Source organism: Streptomyces sp. Ru73 (assembly GCF_002920575.1).
GTDB lineage: Bacteria > Actinomycetota > Actinomycetes > Streptomycetales > Streptomycetaceae > Streptomyces.
In genome coordinates, this window is the sequence record NZ_PQSQ01000022.1 from 38,862 (window position 1) to 58,078 (window position 19,217).

14 protein-coding genes are annotated in these 19,217 nt (G+C 73.1%); 7 read left to right on the forward strand and 7 right to left on the reverse strand.

Annotated features, from left to right (window positions below):
• Position 1 precedes the first annotated feature (1 nt).
• The 3 genes from C3486_RS13110 to C3486_RS13120 all read right to left on the reverse strand — a co-directional run bounded on the left by C3486_RS13110 (position 2) and on the right by C3486_RS13120 (position 3,077).
• On the reverse strand, positions 2-832 hold the full coding sequence (locus C3486_RS13110; RefSeq protein ID WP_181138530.1) for a sugar ABC transporter permease: 831 nt from the start codon (positions 830-832) through the stop codon (positions 2-4).
• Positions 833-834: 2 nt separating this feature from the next.
• On the reverse strand, positions 835-1,713 hold the full coding sequence (locus C3486_RS13115) for a carbohydrate ABC transporter permease (protein WP_103832864.1): 879 nt from the start codon (positions 1,711-1,713) through the stop codon (positions 835-837).
• A 101-nt stretch (positions 1,714-1,814) separates the two neighbouring features.
• Entirely contained in the window at positions 1,815-3,077 is a 1,263-nt protein-coding gene (locus C3486_RS13120; RefSeq protein WP_103832832.1) for an extracellular solute-binding protein, read from the reverse strand.
• 221 nt (positions 3,078-3,298) lie between these two features.
• Between C3486_RS13120 and C3486_RS13125 the strand changes: the two genes are divergently transcribed.
• The 3 genes from C3486_RS13125 to C3486_RS13135 are packed head-to-tail and all read left to right on the forward strand — an operon-like array spanning position 3,299 to position 6,941.
• A complete protein-coding gene (locus C3486_RS13125) occupies positions 3,299-4,933 on the forward strand; it encodes a glycoside hydrolase family 13 protein (RefSeq protein ID WP_103832833.1) in 1,635 nt (544 codons plus the stop codon).
• On the forward strand, positions 4,914-6,035 hold the full coding sequence (locus C3486_RS13130; RefSeq protein WP_258052747.1) for a LacI family DNA-binding transcriptional regulator: 1,122 nt from the start codon (positions 4,914-4,916) through the stop codon (positions 6,033-6,035). The genes C3486_RS13125 and C3486_RS13130 overlap by 20 nt, the downstream gene beginning before the upstream one ends.
• Positions 6,036-6,071: 36 nt before the next feature.
• Entirely contained in the window at positions 6,072-6,941 is an 870-nt protein-coding gene (locus C3486_RS13135; RefSeq protein ID WP_103832834.1) for a phosphatase PAP2 family protein, read from the forward strand.
• A gap of 54 nt (positions 6,942-6,995) precedes the next feature.
• Here the strand turns inward: C3486_RS13135 and C3486_RS13140 are convergent, their stop codons facing one another.
• Together C3486_RS13140 and C3486_RS13145 are read right to left on the reverse strand one after the other, a co-directional pair.
• Positions 6,996-8,612, reverse strand: a complete 1,617-nt coding sequence (locus C3486_RS13140; RefSeq protein ID WP_103832835.1) for an amidohydrolase — start codon at positions 8,610-8,612, stop codon at positions 6,996-6,998.
• A 53-nt stretch (positions 8,613-8,665) separates the two neighbouring features.
• On the reverse strand, positions 8,666-10,225 hold the full coding sequence (locus C3486_RS13145; RefSeq protein WP_103832836.1) for an APC family permease: 1,560 nt from the start codon (positions 10,223-10,225) through the stop codon (positions 8,666-8,668).
• Between the two features lie 164 nt (positions 10,226-10,389).
• Here C3486_RS13145 and C3486_RS13150 point away from each other — a divergent pair, with 164 nt between their 5' ends.
• Positions 10,390-11,013, forward strand: coding sequence for a TetR/AcrR family transcriptional regulator (locus C3486_RS13150; RefSeq protein WP_103832837.1), 624 nt, complete (start codon positions 10,390-10,392; stop codon positions 11,011-11,013).
• On the opposite strand, the gene C3486_RS13155 is transcribed toward C3486_RS13150, so the two are convergent.
• Both C3486_RS13155 and glnA read right to left on the reverse strand, forming a co-directional pair.
• Positions 11,001-14,024, reverse strand: a complete 3,024-nt coding sequence (locus C3486_RS13155) for a bifunctional [glutamine synthetase] adenylyltransferase/[glutamine synthetase]-adenylyl-L-tyrosine phosphorylase (RefSeq protein ID WP_103832838.1) — start codon at positions 14,022-14,024, stop codon at positions 11,001-11,003. The genes C3486_RS13150 and C3486_RS13155 overlap by 13 nt on opposite strands.
• A 67-nt stretch (positions 14,025-14,091) precedes the next feature.
• Positions 14,092-15,453 carry a type I glutamate--ammonia ligase gene (gene glnA / locus C3486_RS13160; RefSeq protein WP_030617823.1) on the reverse strand — a complete coding sequence of 454 codons (1,362 nt, stop codon included), beginning with the start codon at positions 15,451-15,453 and terminating at the stop codon, positions 14,092-14,094.
• A 328-nt stretch (positions 15,454-15,781) separates the two neighbouring features.
• Here glnA and C3486_RS13165 point away from each other — a divergent pair, with 328 nt between their 5' ends.
• The 3 genes from C3486_RS13165 to C3486_RS13175 all read left to right on the forward strand — a co-directional run bounded on the left by C3486_RS13165 (position 15,782) and on the right by C3486_RS13175 (position 19,125).
• Positions 15,782-16,849: a serine protease gene (locus C3486_RS13165; protein ID WP_258052748.1), complete on the forward strand. Its 1,068-nt coding sequence runs from the start codon at positions 15,782-15,784 to the stop codon at positions 16,847-16,849.
• An 85-nt stretch (positions 16,850-16,934) separates the two neighbouring features.
• Complete coding sequence (locus C3486_RS13170; protein ID WP_103832839.1) at positions 16,935-17,387, forward strand: hypothetical protein; 453 nt, start codon at positions 16,935-16,937, stop codon at positions 17,385-17,387.
• 100 nt (positions 17,388-17,487) lie between these two features.
• Positions 17,488-19,125, forward strand: coding sequence for a multicopper oxidase family protein (locus tag C3486_RS13175; RefSeq protein ID WP_103832840.1), 1,638 nt, complete (start codon positions 17,488-17,490; stop codon positions 19,123-19,125).
• The last annotated feature ends 92 nt before the right edge of the window (positions 19,126-19,217 follow it).

The window sequence follows — 19,217 nt, forward strand, 5'->3', positions numbered from 1 at the left end:
GTCATCCCTTGGTCGTGCCGGCGGTCAGGCCGGATACGAGGTGGCGTTGGGCGAAGGCGAAGACGAGCGCCGCCGGCACCGCGACGATCACGGCCGCTGCGGTCATCGAGCCCCAGTCGTTGTTGTACTGGCTGACGAAGGTCTGCAGCCCGCCGGCGAGGGTCATGTTCTGGTCACCGGTCATGAAGGCCGACGCGTAGGCGACCTCGGCCCAGGCCGTGACGAAGGTGTAGAAGCCGGTGACGGCGAGCCCGGGGCGGGCCAGCGGGAGGACGAGCCGCCAGAAGGTGCCGAAGGGGTTGAGCCCGTCGACCCGGCCCGACTCGTCGATCTCCACCGGGATGGTGTCGAAGAAGCCCTTCATCATCCAGGCGCAGAACGGCACCGCGATGGTGAGGTAGGTGACCACCAGACCGGCCGGCTGGTTGAGCAGGCCGAGGCCGGCCAGCAGGTTGTACAGCGGCACGATCAGCACGGCCACCGGGAACATCTGGGTGATCAGCAGCAGCCACATCAGCGGGCGCATGCCCGGGAAGCGGAAGCGGCTGACGGCGTAGCCGGTGGTGGCGGCGAGGAAGACGCCGAGGACGGTGGTCACGCCAACGATCACCACGGAGTTCCAGAACCAGGTCAGGAACGAGGTCCCGGTCAGCACGTGGGAGTAGTTGGCGAGGGTGAAGTGGGTGACCGGCGCGGTGGTGAAGGCGTCGTCCTTCGGCTTGAAGGACGTCACCAGCAGCCACAGCGGCGGGAAGACCGCGACCACGGACGCGGCGATGAGGGTGGCGTGCAGGCCGGTGGAGGCCAGCGGGCTCCGCTTCTTGTCGCGCATCGTCACCACACCTCTCCCTGCTTGCGCAGGCTGCGCCGGTAGACCACGGCGACGGCCGAGAGCAGCAGCAGGATCAGCACGCCCCAGGCGGCCGACTCGGAGAAGTTGCGCGGGCTGTCGACGAAGGAGAGCCGGTAGGCGTACGTCACCAGGATCTCGGTGGCGTCGCCGGGCCCGCCGCGGGTCAGCAGGAAGATCACCGGGAACATGTTGAAGGTCCAGATCGTGCTGAGCAGGATCACCGTGCTGGAGACGGAGCGCAGGGAGGGCACGGTGATGTGCCGGAACCGCTGCCAGGCGTTCGCGCCGTCCATCTCGGCGGCCTCGTACAGCTCGCCGGGGATGGACTGCAGCCCGCCGAGCAGCGCGACGAGCATGAACGGCACGCCCAGCCAGACGTTGACGGCGATGACGGAGAGCTTCGCCCAGGTCGGGTCGTTCAACCACGGGATCGCGTCGATGCCGCCGCCCTGGAGGAGCTTGTTGAGCAGGCCGTGCTTCTCGTTGTAGAGCAGCCGCCAGGTGAAGACGGAGATGAACGCCGGGATCGCCCAGGGCAGGATCAGCGCGAGCCGGTAGAAGGTGCGGCCCCTGACCTTGCGGTTGAGCAGGTTGGCCAGCGCGAGGCCGAGCGTGAAGGTGATCCCGACGCAGGCGACGGTCCACACCACGGTCCAGCCCAGCCGGCTCCAGAAGACGCCGTCGCTCAGCACGGCGGTGTAGTTGTCCAGACCGACGAACTGGTACGTGGCCGGGATGTGGTTCATGCCGATGTCGCGCGCGACGTTGGCCTCGGTGGCGTCGGTGAGCGAGAGGTACAGGCCGCGGACCAGCGGGTAGCCGATGATGACCGCGATGACGAGCACCACCGGGGCGACCATGGTCCAGGCGTACCAGTGGGTGCTCAGGGCCCGGCGCACCCGGCCGGGCGGTGCCGTGCGCACCGCCCGGTCGTCACGGCTCTTGGGGGGAGCGAGCGTGGTCACTTGTAGTCCTTGAGCAGCTTCCGGTAGGCGTCACCGGTGTTCTTGGCGGCCTGCTCGGGGGTGGCGGCACCGGTGAGGACCTTGTTCATCTGGACCTTGATCGGCTCGAAGAGGGAGTTGCCCTCGGCGATCCAGGGGCGCTCCACGGCCTTCTCGACGGCGGGCCGGAAGAACTTCACCATCTCGTTGTCCTTGACCGACGGCACGTCGTAGACGGACGTGCGGGTCGGCAGCAGGCTCAGCTTCTCGGTGGTCTGCTGCTGGACCTTGGCGGAGCTCATGTACTTCACGAACTCGTACGAGGCGTCGAGGTTCTTGGAGCCGGCGTAGACGGAGAGGTTCCAGCCGCCCTGCGGGGAGCCCTGGGCCTTGCTGCCGCCGGGCACGGGTGCGACGCCGAGGTTGCCCTTGTCCTTGAACTCCTTGCCGGCCAGCGCGCCCTCGATGTCCCACGGCCCGTCGACCGCCATCGCGACGTCGCCGTCCTTGAGGGCCTTGAGCTGGTTCTCCTGGCCGTCGGTGGCGTCGGTGACGGCGGCCTTGGAGTCCACCAGGTCCTTGATCGTCGCGAAGGCGCGGACGCCGGCCGGGTCGTCGATCCGGACCTTCTTGGTCTTGGCGTCGACCATGTCGCCGCCCTCGCCGTAGAGGTAGGGCAGGAACCAGTACGGGTCGTCGCCGCGCAGGTAGAGCGCGGTGGCGCCGGTCTTCGACTTGATCTTCTTGGCCGCGGTCTTCAGCTCGTCGAAGGTCCTGGGAACCTCCACGCCGGCCTTCTTCAGCAGCTTCTTGTTGTAGAAGAGGCCGAGGGTGTCGATGACCTGGGGCGCCGCGTAGGTCTTGCCCTTGAAGCGGGTGGAGCCGGCGGCCTGCTCCAGGTAGTCCTCGTTCTTGTCCAGCGCCGGGGTGTTGTCCAGCGGCGCGAGGTAGCCGAGGTTGGCGAAGTCCGCGACCCAGGCGACCTCGGTGCGCATCACGTCGGGGGCGCCGGAGTTGCCGCCGGCCGCGTTCTTGAACTTGGCGTTGGCCTCGCCGAAGGGCACGTTCACGTAGTTGACGTGGACCTTGGGGTGCTCCTTCTCGAAGCCCTCGGCGAGCTTCTTGTACGTCGCCTTCTCCGCGTCGTTGGAGGTGTCCCAGAAGGTGACCGTGCCGGACAGCTCACCTCCGCTCTGCTGGTCGCCGCCGTTGCCGCCGCACGCGGTCGCCGTCAGTGCAAGACCCGCGACCAGCGCGGTGGCCGCTATGCCACGTCGCATGTGAACTCCTTCGGGAAAACGCCGAGATAAGCACGAGATGCGCAGGGAAACGCCCGAGAGGGCGTCAGGAACGTAACAGCGGCGAAAAGAAACCGAAAGAGCTTGCGGCAAATTTCTGCAAGTACACCGGAAGATGTTGCAGCGCGGTTACCAAGACCCGTCACCCCCGGGCCCGCCGGGGCGTTGATCTTCCTGTAGCCCGATCGACCGAAGGACGGCCGATGACCGATGAGCTGATCTTCCCCTCGCCCGCCGCGCCGCAGGCGCCCGACCGCCCCGGCACCGGCTGGTGGCGCGACGCCGTCATCTACCAGATCTACGTCCGCTCCTTCGGGGACGGCGACGGGGACGGCATCGGGGACCTGCCCGGCGCCCGGGCCCGGCTGCCGTACGTGAAGGAGCTGGGCGCCGACGCGGTCTGGCTGACGCCGTTCTACGCGTCACCGCAGGCCGACGGCGGATACGACGTCGCCGACCACCGCGCCGTCGACCCGCTCTTCGGCACCCTCGCCGACGCCGAGGCGTTCCTGGACACCGCCCACGAGCTGGGCCTGCGCGTCATCGTCGACATCGTCCCGAACCACACCTCCGACCGGCACCCGTGGTTCCGCGACCCCGACCTGGCCCGCGAGCGGTACGTCTTCCGGCCCGGGCGCGGCACGCACGGCGAACTGCCGCCCAACGACTGGGAGTCGGTGTTCGGCGGCCCGGCCTGGACCCGCACCGAGCGCGGCGACTGGTACCTCCACCTCTTCGCGCCCGAGCAGCCCGACCTGGACTGGGAGCGCCCGGAGGTGCACGACGAGTTCGACGCGATCCTGCGGTTCTGGCTGGACCGCGGCGTCGATGGCTTCCGCATCGACGTCGCGCACGGCATGGTCAAGGCGGCCGGGCTCCCGGACGTCGGCCGCCGGCAGCAGGCCCGCCTCATCGGCACCGACGTGCTGCCCTTCTTCGACCAGGACGGGGTGCACGCCATCCACCGCCGCTGGCGCCGGCTGCTGGACTCCTACCAGGGCGAGCGCATCGGCGTCGCCGAGGCGTGGGCCCCCGACGCCCGCCGGCTGGCCCGCTACGTACGCCCCGACGAGCTGCACCAGGCCTTCAACTTCCACTTCCTGCAAGCGGAGTGGGACGCGCAGGCCCTCCGTGCCGTCATCGACGACTCGCTGGCCGCCACCGCGCTGGTCGGCGCGCCCACCACCTGGGTGCTCTCCAACCACGACGTGGTCCGGCACACCACCCGGCTCGGCGGCCGGGACCGGGCACGCGCCGCCACCCTCCTCATGCTGGCGCTGCCCGGCTCCGCCTACCTCTACCAGGGCGAGGAGCTGGGCCTGCCGGAGGTGACCGAGCTGCCCGACGCGGTCCGCCAGGACCCGGCGTTCTTCCGCGGCGACGGCCAGGACGGCTTCCGCGACGGCTGCCGGGTGCCGCTCCCCTGGTCCGGCACCGAGCCGCCGTACGGCTTCGGGCCCGGCGGGAGCTGGCTGCCGCAGCCGGAGAGCTGGGCGCGGCTGAGCGTCGCGGCGCAGACCGGCGACCCCGGCTCCACGCTGGAGATGTACCGCTCCGCGCTCGCCTGGCGCCGCGCCCTGCCCGGCCTCGGCGACGGCACCATGACCTGGCTGGAGGCGCCGGACGGGGTGCTGGCGCTGCGCCGGCACGGGTTCCTCTGCGTGCTCAACACCCGTAGCCGGCCGGTGGAGGTGACGGTCGCCGGCCGGCTGCTGCTCGCCAGCGCGCCGGTCCGTGCCGGGGACGGCCGGGTGTGCCTGCCGGGCGGAACCTGTGCGTGGTGGGCAAGCCGCATCCCGACCGGTAAGGTCGCCTTCCATGACCGCGCGCCTGGCTGACATCGCAGCACAGGCGGGTGTCAGCGAGGCCACCGTCAGCCGGGTGCTCAACGGCAAGCCCGGCGTCTCCGCCACCACCCGCCAGTCCGTACTCGCCGCACTGGACGTCCTCGGCTACGAGCGCCCGGTGCGCCTGCGGCAGCGCAGCGCCGGGCTGGTCGGGCTCATCACGCCCGAGCTGGAGAACCCCATCTTCCCGGCGTTCGCGCAGGTCATCGGGCAGGCCCTGACCCGCCAGGGGTACACCCCGGTGCTCGCGACGCAGACGCCGGGCGGCTCGACCGAGGACGAGCTGACCGAGATGCTGGTGGACCGCGGAGTGGCCGGGATCATCTTCGTCTCCGGGCTGCACGCCGACACCACGGCGGACATGGGCCGGTACGAGGCGCTGCGCGGCCAGGGCGTGCCGTTCGTCCTCATCAACGGTTTCTCGGACAAGGTGCAGGCGCCCTTCATCTCGCCGGACGACGGGGTGGCGATCTCCCTCGCGGTGACCCACCTCGCGGCGCTCGGCCACGAGCGCATCGGCCTCGCGCTCGGGCCGCGCCGCTTCGTGCCCGTGCAGCGGAAGATCGAGGGGTTCCTGCGCAGCATGCGCGAGCAGCTCGGCATGGGCCCGGCCGAGGCGGAGGAGCTGGTGCAGCACTCCCTCTACACGCTGGAGGGCGGGCAGGCCGCGGCCGGGGCGCTGCTGGAGCGCGGCTGCACGGCGGTGGTCTGCGCGAGCGACATGATGGCGCTCGGCGCGATCCGGGCGGCCCGGCAGCGCGGCCTGGAGGTGCCGGACGACGTGTCGGTGGTCGGGTACGACGACTCCCCGCTGATCGCGTTCACCGACCCGCCGCTGACCACGATCAGGCAGCCGGTGCAGGCCATGGGGCAGGCGGCGGTGCGGGCCCTGCTGGAGGAGGTCGGGGGCAGTCTGCCGGAGAGCCCGCCGGAGTCCTCGCGGGCGCCGCTGCGGAGCGAGTTCGTCTTCCATCCCGAGTTGGTCGTGCGGGGTTCGACGGCCTCGGCGCGCCGCGCCGACCCCACCGCCGGTGGGGGTATACCCTCCCCCTCCAGGGCGAGGGAGGCTGTCCAGGACCCGACTGCGGGATGATCAGGTCTACCCCGATTTCTGGCAGACTGTCGCACTATGGGTGATGCCAAGGCGAGGATTCTGGAGGGCCGGAGAAACGCACCGCCGCCCCCTCCGCAGCGCACCGGCCCGCCGCGCCGACGGGTGGCCGCGGCCCGTGTGCGCGGTGTGGCCAGACCTCGCCTGTGGTTCGAGATCCTGCTGATCGCGGTCAGCTACTGGACGTACTCCCTGATCCGCAACGCGGTGCCCGAGCAGAAGGCAGCGGCCCTGCGGAACGCCGACTGGGTGTGGCGCACCGAGCACAGCATCGGCATCGCCGTCGAACAGACCGTCAACCACGCGGTGAACGCCGTGACGTGGCTGATCGTGGCGATGAACTACTACTACGCCACGCTGCACTTCATCGTCACGGTCGGCGTCCTGGTCTGGCTCTACCGCCGGCATCCCGGCCGCTACGCCGCCTCCCGCCTGGTCCTCTTCCTCACCACCGCGGTCGCCCTCCTCGGCTACTACTTCTTCCCGCTCGCGCCGCCCCGGCTGATGCCCGGCGGCGGTTTCGTCGACACGGTGCTGGTGCACGACACGTGGGGCTCGATGGCCTCGGGCAACCTGGCCAGCATGTCCAACCAGTACGCGGCCATGCCGTCGATGCACATCGGCTGGTCGCTGTGGTGCGGCGTCACCATCGCGCTGCTGGCCCGGGCCACCTGGGTGCGGGTGCTGGGCGCCGTGTACCCGGTGCTGACCCTGGTGGTGATCATCTCCACCGCCAACCACTTCTGGCTGGACGCGGTGGGCGGCGTGCTCTGCCTGGGCTTCGCCTTCACGGTGGCCCGCCTCTGGTACGGCATGTCGCTGTCCCGGATGCCCCGGCCCGGCCCGGCCCCGACCCGTCCGTCGGAACCGAGCCCGTCCGGCGCGTGAGGACATCCCGGCACGCGGCCGGGTGCCCCGTACGGCGCGGTGGACGACACCTCGTCAGGCGCGGTGGACGACGCGCCCGCCGGTCATCGTCAGGACGGCCGGCGCCTCGCCCAGCTCGTCGGCCGGTGCCGTCACCGGGTCCGCCCCGAGCGCGGTGAGGTCGGCCCGGAAGCCGGGCGCGATCCGCCCCGCGCACTCCTCCTCGCCGACCGCGAGCGCCGCGTGCGAGGTCATGCCCTCCAGTGCCATCGCGCCCGTCAGCGCCTGCTCGACGGTGACCGGCGCGGTCTCCGGCGAGCCGGCCGGGCGGCGCAGCCGGGCGGTCGCGAGCACGCCCCGCGGGTCGTAGTGCGCGATCGGCCAGTCGGACCCGAGGACCAGCACGGCGCCCGCGTCCCGCAGGTCCCGGCACCGCCACGCGCGCGCTGCCCGCTCCTCGCCGACCCGCTTGGACCACTCGTCGGTGTGGTCGGCGCGGGTGTACGCGGTGTGGGTGGGCTGCATCGAGGCGGTCACCCCGAGCGCGGCGAACCGCGGCAGCTGTGCGTCCGGCACGGTCTCGATGTGCTCGATGCGGTGCCGCCCGCGCTGCCCCGGGTCACCCATCGCCTCGATGGTGTCCAGCACGTGCCGGACCGCCGCGTCCCCGATGGCGTGCGTGGCGGTGCGCACCCCGGCCCGCGCGAGGTGGTGGACGGCGCGGGTGTACGCGGCGGGGTCCGGCCAGAACGCCTCGGTGCCCTGGCCGTGGCAGTCGGCGTGTTCCAGCCAGGCGGTGCCGCCCTCGACCGTGCCGTCCATGAAGAACTTCACGCCGCCCACCCGCCAGTGCCGCCCGGTCCGCCGCTGGAGGGCGATCAGCTCGTCCAGCGACTCGGTGTCCGCGCCCGGCATGCACCAGGGCGCGATCCGCAGCCGTACGGGGAGGTCGGCACCGTCCTCGATGCCGGCCAGCAGGTCCAGCACGCCGGTGCCCTCCATGTCCATGACGTGCGCGCCGGTCAGACCGGTGGCGGCCATGTCCCCGAGCAGGCCGAGCAGCCGGGCGCGCCGTTCGGCGGCCGACGGCCGGGGCAGCACGGGCAGCATCAGGTTCATGGCGGCGTGCTCGACGAGGTGTCCGGTGGGCCGGCCGTCCGCGTCGCAGACCACCTCGGCGCGCTGTGCGAAGGCGCGCGGCCCGTCGATCTGCGCGGCGGCGAGCGCCGGGCCGGTGGCCAGCGCGGAGTGCCCGTCGTACAGGCGGATGAAGGCGGGCACGCCGCCGAGCGCGGGCTCGATCAGCTCGCGGTGCACGGGCCTGCCGCCGAAGACGTTGTGGTCCAGGCCCCACGCCAGGACCCAGCCGTCGCGGCCGGCCGCGCGGGCCGCCTCGGCCAGGGTGGCGCGCAGCGCGTCCAGGTCGCGGCAGCCGGAGAGGTCGAGTCCGGTGGACATCTCCACGCCCCAGACGGGGTGGCTGTGCCCGTCGACCAGGCCGGGAGTGAGGGTGGCGCCGGCCAGGTCGACCACCTCGGTGCGGGCGTCGCGCCAGTCCCGTACGTCCTGCTCCTCGCCGACGGCCGCGATCCGGCCGTCCTTGACCGCGACGGCGGACGCCCAGGGACGTTCCGGGTCGAGCGTGCGGACGCGGGCGCCGGTGAGGACGGTGTCGGCGGCGGTGTGGGACACGGGGATCTCCTTACGGGACTGCACGGTACTGAGGTGGTGCGGGTGGCGGCCGGTCAGCCGGCCGGTGCGGCGGACGACGGGTGCGCGGCCGGTCCGGACGGCCCGGCCGTACCGGTCGTCTCCGCCGGCTCGGAAGACTCGGGCGGCTCGGCGGCGAACTCCGCGTAGACCTCGGGCCGGCTGCGGCTGAGCCGCAGGGCGAGGACCACGCCGGCCGCGAAGGCGGCGGGGACGGTGAGGACCAGCGCGGTGTTGGTGGCGAACGGCGCCGCCGTCATCAGGTCGATCTTGGCGATGACCAGCCAGATCGCGCCGGCCATCAGCACGGTCGCGGCGGTCGGCGCGACCAGGGTGCGCCAGCGGCCCTCCGTGTGCCGGATGCGCCGGAAGAAGCAGGGCACCGCGACGGCGGTGACCGCCTGGAGCGTCAGCAGGCCCAGCATGCCGGGGGTGTTCATCCACAGCAGCAGCTGGTGGTACGGGTCGGCGCCGGCCAGCGCGAAGCCCGCGACGACCAGCAGCGCGAGGACGCTCTGCAGCACGCCCGCGACGTACGGGGAGCGGTGCTTGGGGTGCACCCGGCCCAGCACGGGCGGCAGCACGCCCTCCTGCGCGAGCGCCAGCCCGTAGCGGTTGATCGCGTTGTGGAAGGCCAGCTGGGAGGCGAGGATGCTGGTCACGATGAAGACGTGCATCAGGTCGGCGGCCCAGGCGCCGACGTAGTGCGTGGTGGCGGTGAAGAAGAGCCCCGCCGGGTCGGCGGCGACCGCCTTCAGCACCTTGGTGCCGCCGTACGCCTGGATGACGACCCAGACGCTGAACGCGTAGAAGAGGCCGAGGAAGCCGACGGCGATGTAGGTGGCGCGCGGGAGGGTGCGGCCCGGGTCGCGGGCCTCCCGGCGGTAGATGGCGGTGGACTCGAAGCCGGTGAAGGCGGCGAACGCGAAGGCGAGGACCGCGCCGGTGCCGGGGACGAGGACGTGGCCCGGCGTGAAGGAGTCGAGCGCGAGGCCCTCGGCGCCGCCGTGCAGCAGCACCCCGCCGGCCAGCAGCACGAGGATGCCGGTCTCGGCGACCAGCAGCACGCCGAGCACCTTCGCGCCGAAGTCGATGGAGCGGTAGCCCAGGTACCAGATGACGAAGACGCCGCCGAGCGCGATCGGCGGCCAGGGCACATGGACGCCCCACAGGGCCTCCAGCGCGTCCTGGGTGCCGGTGGCGAGCAGTCCGTACACGCCGATCTGCATGCCGTTGTACGCGAGCAGGGCCAGCGTCGCCGCGCCGAAACCGGCCGGCCGGCCCAGGCCCCGGGTGATGAACGCGTAGAAGCCGCCGCCGTGCCGGACGTGCCGGGTCATCGCGGTGAAGCCGACCGCGAAGAGCGCGAGGGTGGCGCCGGCCAGGAGGTAGCCGACCGGGGCTCCGATGCCGCCGACGCCGATGGCGAGCGGCGCGACGCCGGCCATGACGGTGAGCGGGGCGGCGGCGGAGACCACGAAGAAGGCGATGTCGGCGACGCCGAGGGTGCCCCCGCGCAGGGCCGGGGTGCCCTCGCCGGGTGGTGGTGCGGTGTGCTGTGGCGACCCGTCGCGGGCGCCGGACTTCACGGCCATGCGCTCTTGCCCTTCTGCTGCGGGAAAGGGGTGGGGCGGTCCGGCACGTACATGGGTGGAACGGCAGCACGACGACCGCGGCGAAAACCTAAAGCCTTTCGGTTTTCGGCACAGTAGCCGCCGCCGTACGATTCCGGAAGACCTCACGGGCAGGAGAAACGAACATGGGGCGGCCGCGGAAGGCCCTGCTGGACCGGGCGCGCATCGGCGCGACGGCGCTGGAACTCGTCGACGAGAAGGGCGACTTCAGCGTTCCGGAAGTGGCGCGCAGGCTCGGCGTGCAGACCGCCTCGGTGTACCACCATGTGGACGGCCGGGCCGGGGTGATCGAACTGCTCCGGGAGCGGGTCACCGATGCGATCGACCCGGGCACGCTGGAGGGCGTCCCCTGGGACACGGCCCTGGAGCGGTGGGCGCGCTCCTACCGGGCGGCGTTCGCCGCGCACCCCCGGACCATCCCGATGCTCATGACCGCACCGATCCGCGCGCCGCGGGTGCTCGCGCAGTACGAGACCGTGGCCGGGCTGCTGCTGGCAGCGGGCTTCGACCCGGCCCTCGTGCTGCCGGTCATCACGGGCCTGGACAACATCGTCCTGGGCTCGGCCCTGGACATGTCGGCACCGGACACGATGTGGGACGTCAGCGGCGGCACCGAGGCGCCGCGGCTGGCCGCCGCCCAGGCCGCCACGGGCGCCGCCCGAGCGGACCGGGCCTTCGACCTGACGCTGGCGGCGTTCCTGGAACACTGCCGGGAGCTGCTGCGCGGCAGCCCGGGTCACGCCCCGTAGAACAGCTCCTCGACGACGCCGCGCGCCCGCCGCGTGATCCGCCGGTAGTCGTCCAGCATCTCCCCGACGTGCCCCTCCTCGTACCCGAGATAGCGCCCGACCGCGGCCAGCTCCCGGCCGTCGCCGGGGAAGGTGTCGCCGGGCCGGCCGCGCACCAGCATCACCGCGTTCCGTACGCGCGTGGCCAGCACCCACGCCTCGTCCAGCGTGCGCGCCTCCTCCTCGCCGATCAGCCCGGCGTCGCGCGCCGCCGCCAGCGCCACCCGGGTCCGGGTGGTGCGCAGCTCCGGCAGCTCGTGGCCGTGCCGCATCTGGAGCAGCTGGACGGTCCACTCCACGTCGCTCAGGCCGCCGCGCCCCAGCTTGGTGTGCATCGTCGGGTCGGCGCCGCGCGGCAGCCGCTCGGACTCCATGCGCGCCTTGAGCCGGCGGATCTCGCGCACCGCGTCCTCGCCCAGCCCCTCGCGCGGGTAGCGCAGCGGGTCCACCAGCTCGATGAACCGCCGCCCGACCTCCGCGTCGCCCGCGACCGGCTCGGCCCGCAGCAGCGCCTGCGCCTCCCACACCAGCGACCAGCGCCGGTAGTACGCGGCGTACGAGGCCAGCGTGCGGACCAGCGGGCCGGTCTTGCCCTCCGGGCGCAGGTCGGCGTCGATCAGCAGCGGCGGGTCGGAGGAGGGCGCCTGGAGCAGCCGGCGCATCTCGTTGGCCACCGCGAACGCGGCCTTGGCGGCCTCCTGTTCGTCCGCGCCCTCGCGCGGCTCGTGCACGAAGAGCACGTCGGCGTCCGAGCCGTAGTTCAGTTCGTGGCCGCCGAAGCGGCCCATGCCGATCACCGCGAAGCGGGTCGGCAGGGTGTCGCCCCACTGCTCGCGGACCGCAGCCCGCAGCGCGCCCGCGATGGTCGCGGCGTTCAGGTCGGACAGCGCCGAGCCCACGGCGTCCACCGCCTGCCCGTGGTCCTCCTCGGCCGGGCTCGCCTCCGTGCCGTACGCGCCGATCAGGTCGGCGGCCGCGGTGCGGAACAGCTCGCGGCGGCGCACCCCGCGGGCCACCGCCACCCCCTGTTCGGCGCCCTCCGCGCGGCCGACGGCGGCCAGCACCTCCTGTTCCAGCGCGGCCCGGCCGCGCGGCTTCAGCCCGTCCGGCGCGCCGAGCAGCGCGACCGCTTCCGGCGCGCGCAGCAGCAGGTCGGGGGCGAGCCGCCCGGCGGACAGCACCCGGGCGAGGTTCTCGGCGGCCGCGCCCTCGTCGCGCAGCAGCCGGAGGTACCAGGGCGTCTTGCCGAGCGCGTCGGAGACCTTGCGGAAGCCGAGCAGCCCGGCGTCCGGATCGGCGGAGTCGGCGAACCAGCCGAGCAGCACCGGCAGCAGGGTCCGCTGGATGGCGGCCTTGCGGGTGACGCCGGAGGCCAGCGCCTCCAGGTGGCGCAGCGCGGCGACCGGGTCCTCGTACCCCAGCGCCTCCAGCCGCTGTCCCGCGGCCTTCGCGGAGAGCCGGATCTCGCCCGGCTCCAGCACGGCGACGGCGTCCAGCAGCGGGCGGTAGAACAGCTTCTCGTGCAGCCGGCGCACCTCGCGCGCGTGCCACTTCCACTCCTTGCGGAGGGTGTCGACCGGCTCGGTGCGCATGCCGAGCGAGCGGGCGAGCCGGCGCAGGTCCTGCTCGTCCTCCGGCATCAGGTGCGTACGGCGCAGCTTGTGCAGCTGGATGCGGTGCTCCAGCGTGCGCAGGAAGCGGTAGGCGGCGTCCAGCGCTGTGGCGTCCTGGCGGCCGACGTAGCCGCCGGCGGCCAGCGCCTTCAGCGCATCGAGCGTGGTGGCGCTGCGCAGCGTGGCGTCGCTGCGGCCGTGCACCAACTGCAGCAGCTGTACGGCGAATTCCACATCCCGCAGCCCGCCGGGGCCGAGCTTGAGCTCGCGGTCGACCTGGGCGGCGGGGATGTTGGCGACGACCCGGCGGCGCATCTGGCGGACGTCGGCGATGAAGTTCTCGCGCTCGGCGGCCTGCCAGACCAGCGGGGTGACGGCGTCGACGTACTCCTGGCCGAGCACCGGGTCGCCGGCCACCGTGCGGGCCTTCAGCAGCGCCTGGAACTCCCAGGTCTTGGCCCAGCGCTGGTAGTACGCGAGGTGGCTGCTGAGGGTGCGGACGAGCGGGCCGTTGCGGCCCTCGGGGCGGAGGTTGGCGTCGACGGGCCAGATCGTGCCCTCGGGCGTGACGTCGGAGCAGACCCGCATCATCCGCGCGGCGAGCCGGGTGGCGGCCTGCAGCGCGTCGGACTCCTCGACGCCGTCCTTGGGCTCGGCGACGAAGATGACGTCCACGTCGGAGACGTAGTTCAGCTCGTGGCCGCCGCACTTGCCCATCCCGATGACGGCGAGCCGGCAGCCGGCCGCGTCCCCCGGCTGCTCCTCGGAGGCGATCTCCAGCGCGGCCCGCAGCGTGGCGGTGGCCAGGTCGGCCAGCTCCGCCGCGGTCTGCGCCACGTCCGTCGTGCCGCACACGTCACGGGCCGCGATGCCCAGCAGCGCCCGCCGGTACGCGGCCCGCAGCGCGTCCTCGCGGGAGAGCTGCGCGCCCGGCTCGCCCCAGACGCCCTCGGCGAGCGCCTGCTCGAACTCGGGCGTGGTGGGGTGCAGGTCCGCCGACTCGTACGTGGCCAGCGTCTCCCAGTCGCCGGGGTGCCGGACCAGGTGGTCGGCGAGCGCCTCGGAGGCGCCCAGCACGCCCAGCAGCCGGTCCCGCAGCGGCTTGGCGGTGACCAGCGTGGACAGCAGCCGCTGCTGGTCCTCCGCCGGCTGCGCCTCGGCCAGCCGGACCAGCCCCCTGAGCGCCTGGTCCGGATCGGCGGTGGCCCCGAGTGCTTCGAGGAGCACCGAGTCGGACCGTACGGAGGACAGTTCGGGGGCGTCCAGCAGCTTCCCGGCCGCCTGCGGATCGGTGAAACCGTGCCGCAGCAGCCGGGTGAACGTGCTGCTCCGCCGTCCCTGCGGAGCGGGAAGTGCCATCGGGCGGTTGCCTCTCGGAGAACCTGCCGGATCGGTTTTTCAGATGAACGGGCGGCGTCGGCCGCCGTCAGAGCACGGGCAGCATCTTGCGCAGCTCGAAGGCGGTGACCTCGGAGCGGTACTCCTCCCACTCCTGCTTCTTGTTGCGCAGGAAGAAGTCGAAGACGTGCTCACCCAGGGTCTCGGCCAGGAGCTCGCTGCGCTCCATGAGGGAGATGGCCTCGCCGAGGTTCTGCGGCAGCGGCTCGATGCCCAGCGCGCGCCGCTCGGCGTCCGACAGGGCCCATACGTCGTCGTCGGCGCCGGCGGGGAGTTCGTACCCCTCCTCGATGCCCTTGAGCCCGGCGGCCAGCAGCACCGCGTACGTCAGGTAGGGGTTGGCGCCGGAGTCGATGGAGCGCACCTCGACCCGCGTCGAGCCCATCTTGCCGGGCTTGTACATGGGGACCCGGATCAGCGCGGAGCGGTTGTTGTGGCCCCAGCAGATGTACGAGGGGGCCTCGCCGCCGGCGCCCGCCGGGCGGTTGGCGCCGCCCCAGATCCGCTTGTAGGAATTCACCCACTGGTTGGTGATCGCGGAGGTCTCGGCCGCGTGCCGCAGCAGGCCCGCGATGAAGGACCGGCCGACCTTGGAGAGCTGGTACTCGGCACCCGACTCGTGGAAGGCGTTGCGGTCGCCCTCGAAGAGCGAGAGGTGGGTGTGCATGCCGGAGCCCGGGAACTCCGAGAACGGCTTGGGCATGAACGTCGCCTGCACGCCCTGCTCCAGCGCCACCTGCTTCATGACCAGCCGGAACGTCATGATGTTGTCGGCGGTGGAGAGCGCGTCGGCGTACCGGAGGTCGATCTCCTGCTGGCCCGGGGCGCCCTCGTGGTGGCTGAACTCCACCGAGATGCCCATCGACTCCAGCATCGTGATCGCCTGGCGCCGGAAGTCCATGCCGACGTTCTGCGGGGTGTGGTCGAAGTAGCCGGAGGAGTCGGCGGGGGTGGGCCGGCCGCCGTCCACCGGCTTGTCCTTGAGCAGGAAGAACTCGATCTCGGGGTGGGTGTAGAAGGTGAACCCGAGGTCCGAGGTCTTGGCCAGGATGCGCTTGAGGACGTAGCGCGGGTCGGCGTAGGACGGGGAGCCGTCCGGCATCAGGATGTCGCAGAACATCCGCGCGGTGCCGGGGGCCTCGGCGCGCCACGGCAGGATCTGGAAGGTGCCGGGGTCCGGCTTGGCGATCATGTCGGACTCGTAGACCCGCGCGAAGCCCTCGATGGCGGAGCCGTCGAAGCCGATGCCCTCGTCGAAGGCCTGCTCCAGCTCCGCGGGGGCCACCGCGACCGACTTCAGGAAACCGAGCACATCGGTGAACCACAGCCGTACGAAGCGGATGTCGCGCTCCTCGAGCGTGCGGAGCACGAACTCCTGCTGCTTGTCCATGTTCACCAATCCTTGCAGGTCGAACGGCCTGTCCACGCCCTCGCCCCGAGGCGGGGCGCGGCACGCCAGTATCGCGTGCGGGGGTTACCGTCACATTACGTTGTCACGGCCCCTTCGGGCAGGCCCGGGGGCCGCCCGGGGTTTCGCGTTCCCCTGCCGTTCCGGCCCAACCGTTGACGCGCCCCTGACACCGTCCCGGCGCCGGTGGGAGCCTGCCCCTGCACAGCGCTGCACATCCGCACTGCCCGCACCGCTCCGGACCGCCGTCCGGCGGCCGGTACGTCGTGGCCCGCGGCACCCGCGAGGCCATCGGTCAAAGGGGTAACGCGTGAGACACACCGCCCGGGGCGCCGGCACCGTCCGGCGCCCCCGCTCCCGCCCGTCCGGCCGCCCGGCCGGCCGCATCGTCGCGGCGCTGGCCGCCGCCTGCGCCCTCGGCACCCCGGCGCTCGCGGCACCGGCCACGGCCGCCGAACGGCCCGTCGCACCGCCGGCCGGGCCCTCCCCGGACGCACAGCGGGCCGCCGCCCACTGGACCGCCGCCCGCATGCGCGCCGCGCACCCGCTCGACCTGCCGGCCGGCGCGCGCCGGGAGCTGACCGCCGCGGCGGCCCGCGCGGCCGCGGACGCCTCGCCCGCCGTCCCGCGGGGCAGGCCGGCGACCGTCGCGCCCGCCCTGCCGTCCCCGTCCCTCCCCTCGCCCGCGCCGCGGTCCTTCCCGCAGCCCGGCGGGCCGTGGACCGGCGGCGGCAAGGTCGTACAGACCGCCGGCCGGGTCTTCTTCACCTACAAAGGACGCCCGGCCTCCTGCTCCGGCGACGCGGTAGCCGGCAAGAACGGCAGTACGGTGCTCACCGCCGGGCACTGCGTGAAGCTGGACGGCGCCTGGCACACCGACTGGATCTTCGTGCCCGGCTACCACGACGGCCGGGCCCCGTACGGCAAGTGGGCCGCGGCCAGGACGCTCTCGACCCCGCAGTGGACCGCGAGCGAGGACATCGACTACGACGTCGGGGCCGCGGTCGTCGCGCCGCTGGGCGGCAAGCGCCTCACCGACGTGGTCGGCGGCCAGGGCGTCTCCTTCAACTCCGGCTACCACCGGAAGATGTACGCCTTCGGCTATCCGGCGGCCGCCCCGTACGACGGCAACCGGCTGATCCACTGCAGCGGCACCACCACCAAGGACCCGTTCTCCTCGAAGGACCACGGGCTGCCGTGCAACATGACCGGCGGCTCCAGCGGCGGGCCGTGGTTCCGCGCGTTCGACGAGAAGACCGGCACCGGCCTGCAGACGTCGGTGAACAGCTTCGGCTACACCTTCCTGCCCAACACCATGTTCGGGCCCTACTTCGGCAACGACGCGAAGAACCTCTACGTCAAGGCCCAGGCAAGCTGATCCCCCGGCAGCTCGGCGATACCCCGCGGGGGTAAGGTGACCGGGAGTCCGTCACCCGTACGCCCCGCCCCCGTGGGAGACCCCGATGCGCGCACAGCGGAAGGCCGCCGCCTGGTGCGGCCGGCTGCTGCTGTTCGCCGCGCTGGTGGCCGGCATCGTCACCATGCACACCTTCGGGCACCCGATGCCGGAGGAGGGGCACGGCGCCGCCGTGGCAGTCGCGGCGCACACGCCGTCCGGTCACGCCACGGCGGCGGATAACCCCATGGCCGCCGGGCCGGTCGCGCAGGCCCCGCCGCACGCCGGCGGGCACGCCTCGGCGCCCGGCCCGCACGGCATGGACCCCGGCTCGGTCTGCCTCGCCGTGCTCTCGGTCGGAGCGCTCGCGCTGCTGGCAGCGGGCGGGCTGCTCGTCCGGCGGCGTTCCGCTGAGTTGTCCGCCGCGGCCCCGGCGCGCCTGCTGCGTGCCCTGTGGCCGAACCCGCCGCCCCTCCCCCGTCACAGACGCCTCGCCCGGCTCGCGGTGCTGCGCGTGTAGCAGCGCGCCCGGCCGCCGACGTACGCACCGGCTCCTGCCCGTGCCCCGTCGTCGGCCCGCGCGCCCTGCTCCTCCACCCGCACACCACGAGGTGTTCTCCATGCGTATGCACACCCGCCGCGCCGTGCTCGGCGCCGGCCTCGCCGCAGCGGGCGGCGGCCTGCTCGCCGCCTGCGGCTCCACCACTCCGTCCGGCACGGACCACGCCGGCCGCTCCGCCCGGACCACGAGCCGCCCCGAGGGCCCCGGCGGCTTCGTCTCTCCCGACGGCCCGGAGGCCGCAGCGGCCGAGAAGGCCCGCGCCGCCAGGGGCGGCACCGTCCGGGAGGTCGCCCTCACCGCCACCGCCACCCGCCTCGACCTCGGCGGCCGTACGGTCAGCAGCTGGGCCTACGGCGACGCGCTGCCCGGCAAGGAGATCCGGGTCACCGCGGGCGACACCCTCGCGCTCACCCTGGCCAACCACCTCCCGCAGCCCACGTCGATGCACTGGCACGGCCTCGCCCTCCGCAACGACATGGACGGCGTGCCGGACCTCACCCAGCGTGCGGTCAGGCCCGGCGCGTCGTTCGCCTACCGCTTCACCGCCGCCCACCCCGGCACGTACTGGTTCCACCCGCACTCCGGCACCCAGCAGGACCGGGGCCTGTACGCGCCGCTGATCGTGGAGGACCCCAGGGAGCCCCTGGCGTACGACAAGGAGTGGGTCGTCGTCCTGGACGACTGGGTCGACGGGGTGGACGGCTCCACCCCGGACGCCGTGCTCGCCGAACTCCGCCGGGGCATGGGCGGCATGGACCACGGCGACGGCGGCATGGACCACGGGGGCATGGACCACGGCGACATGGGGCACGACATGGCGGGCATGTCGATGAAGGCCGCGGCGAAGCCCTCGCGCGGCGGCGGGCCCTCGCGGATGCTGATGGGCGCCACCAGCACGCTCCTCGGCGGTGACGCGGGCGATGTGGCGTACCCGTACTACCTGGTCAACGGGCGTACGGCGACCGACCCGCAGACCTTCCGCGCCCGGCCGGGCGACCGCATTCGCATCCGGCTGATCAACGCGGGCGGCGACACCGCCTTCCGGGTCGCGCTCGGCGGCCACGCGCTGACGGTCACCCACACCGACGGCTACCCGGTCGCGCACAGGACCGCCGACACGCTGCTGCTGGGCATGGGCGAGCGCTACGACGTACTGGTCACCGCCAAGGACGGCGCCTTCCCGCTCACCGCGCTCGCCGAGGGCAAGAAGCGCGCCGGACTGGCCGTACTGCGCACCGGCGGCGGCGCGGCCCCCGACGCCTCCGTACGCCCCGCCGAGCTGTCCGGCAGGCTGCTCACCGCCGACCGGCTGCGGGCCGACCCGGCCGTACGGCTGCGGCGGCGCACCCCCGACCGCACCCTGACGTTCGACCTCACGGGCTCGATGGCGAAGTACGACTGGGCGCTCAACGGCCGGCCGTACGACCCGGACGCGCGCTACCCGGTCCGCGCCGGCGAACGCGTACGGCTCACCTTCCGCAACGCGACGACGATGTGGCACCCGATGCACCTGCACGGTCACACCTTCGCGCTCGGCGGCGCCGGCGGCCCGCGCAAGGACACCGCGATCGTCCTGCCGGGCAAGACCGTGCACGCGGACTTCGACGCCGACAACCCGGGCCTGTGGATGCTCCACTGCCACAACGTCTACCACGCGGAGTCCGGGATGATGACGGTCCTCGGCTACCGCAAGTAGGGCACGCGGGCGGAACGGGTCCCGGCCGCACGCCGGGGCCCGTTCCGCGACGGCAACACCCCCGAAACCCGTACGCCCCACATAACGTCAGT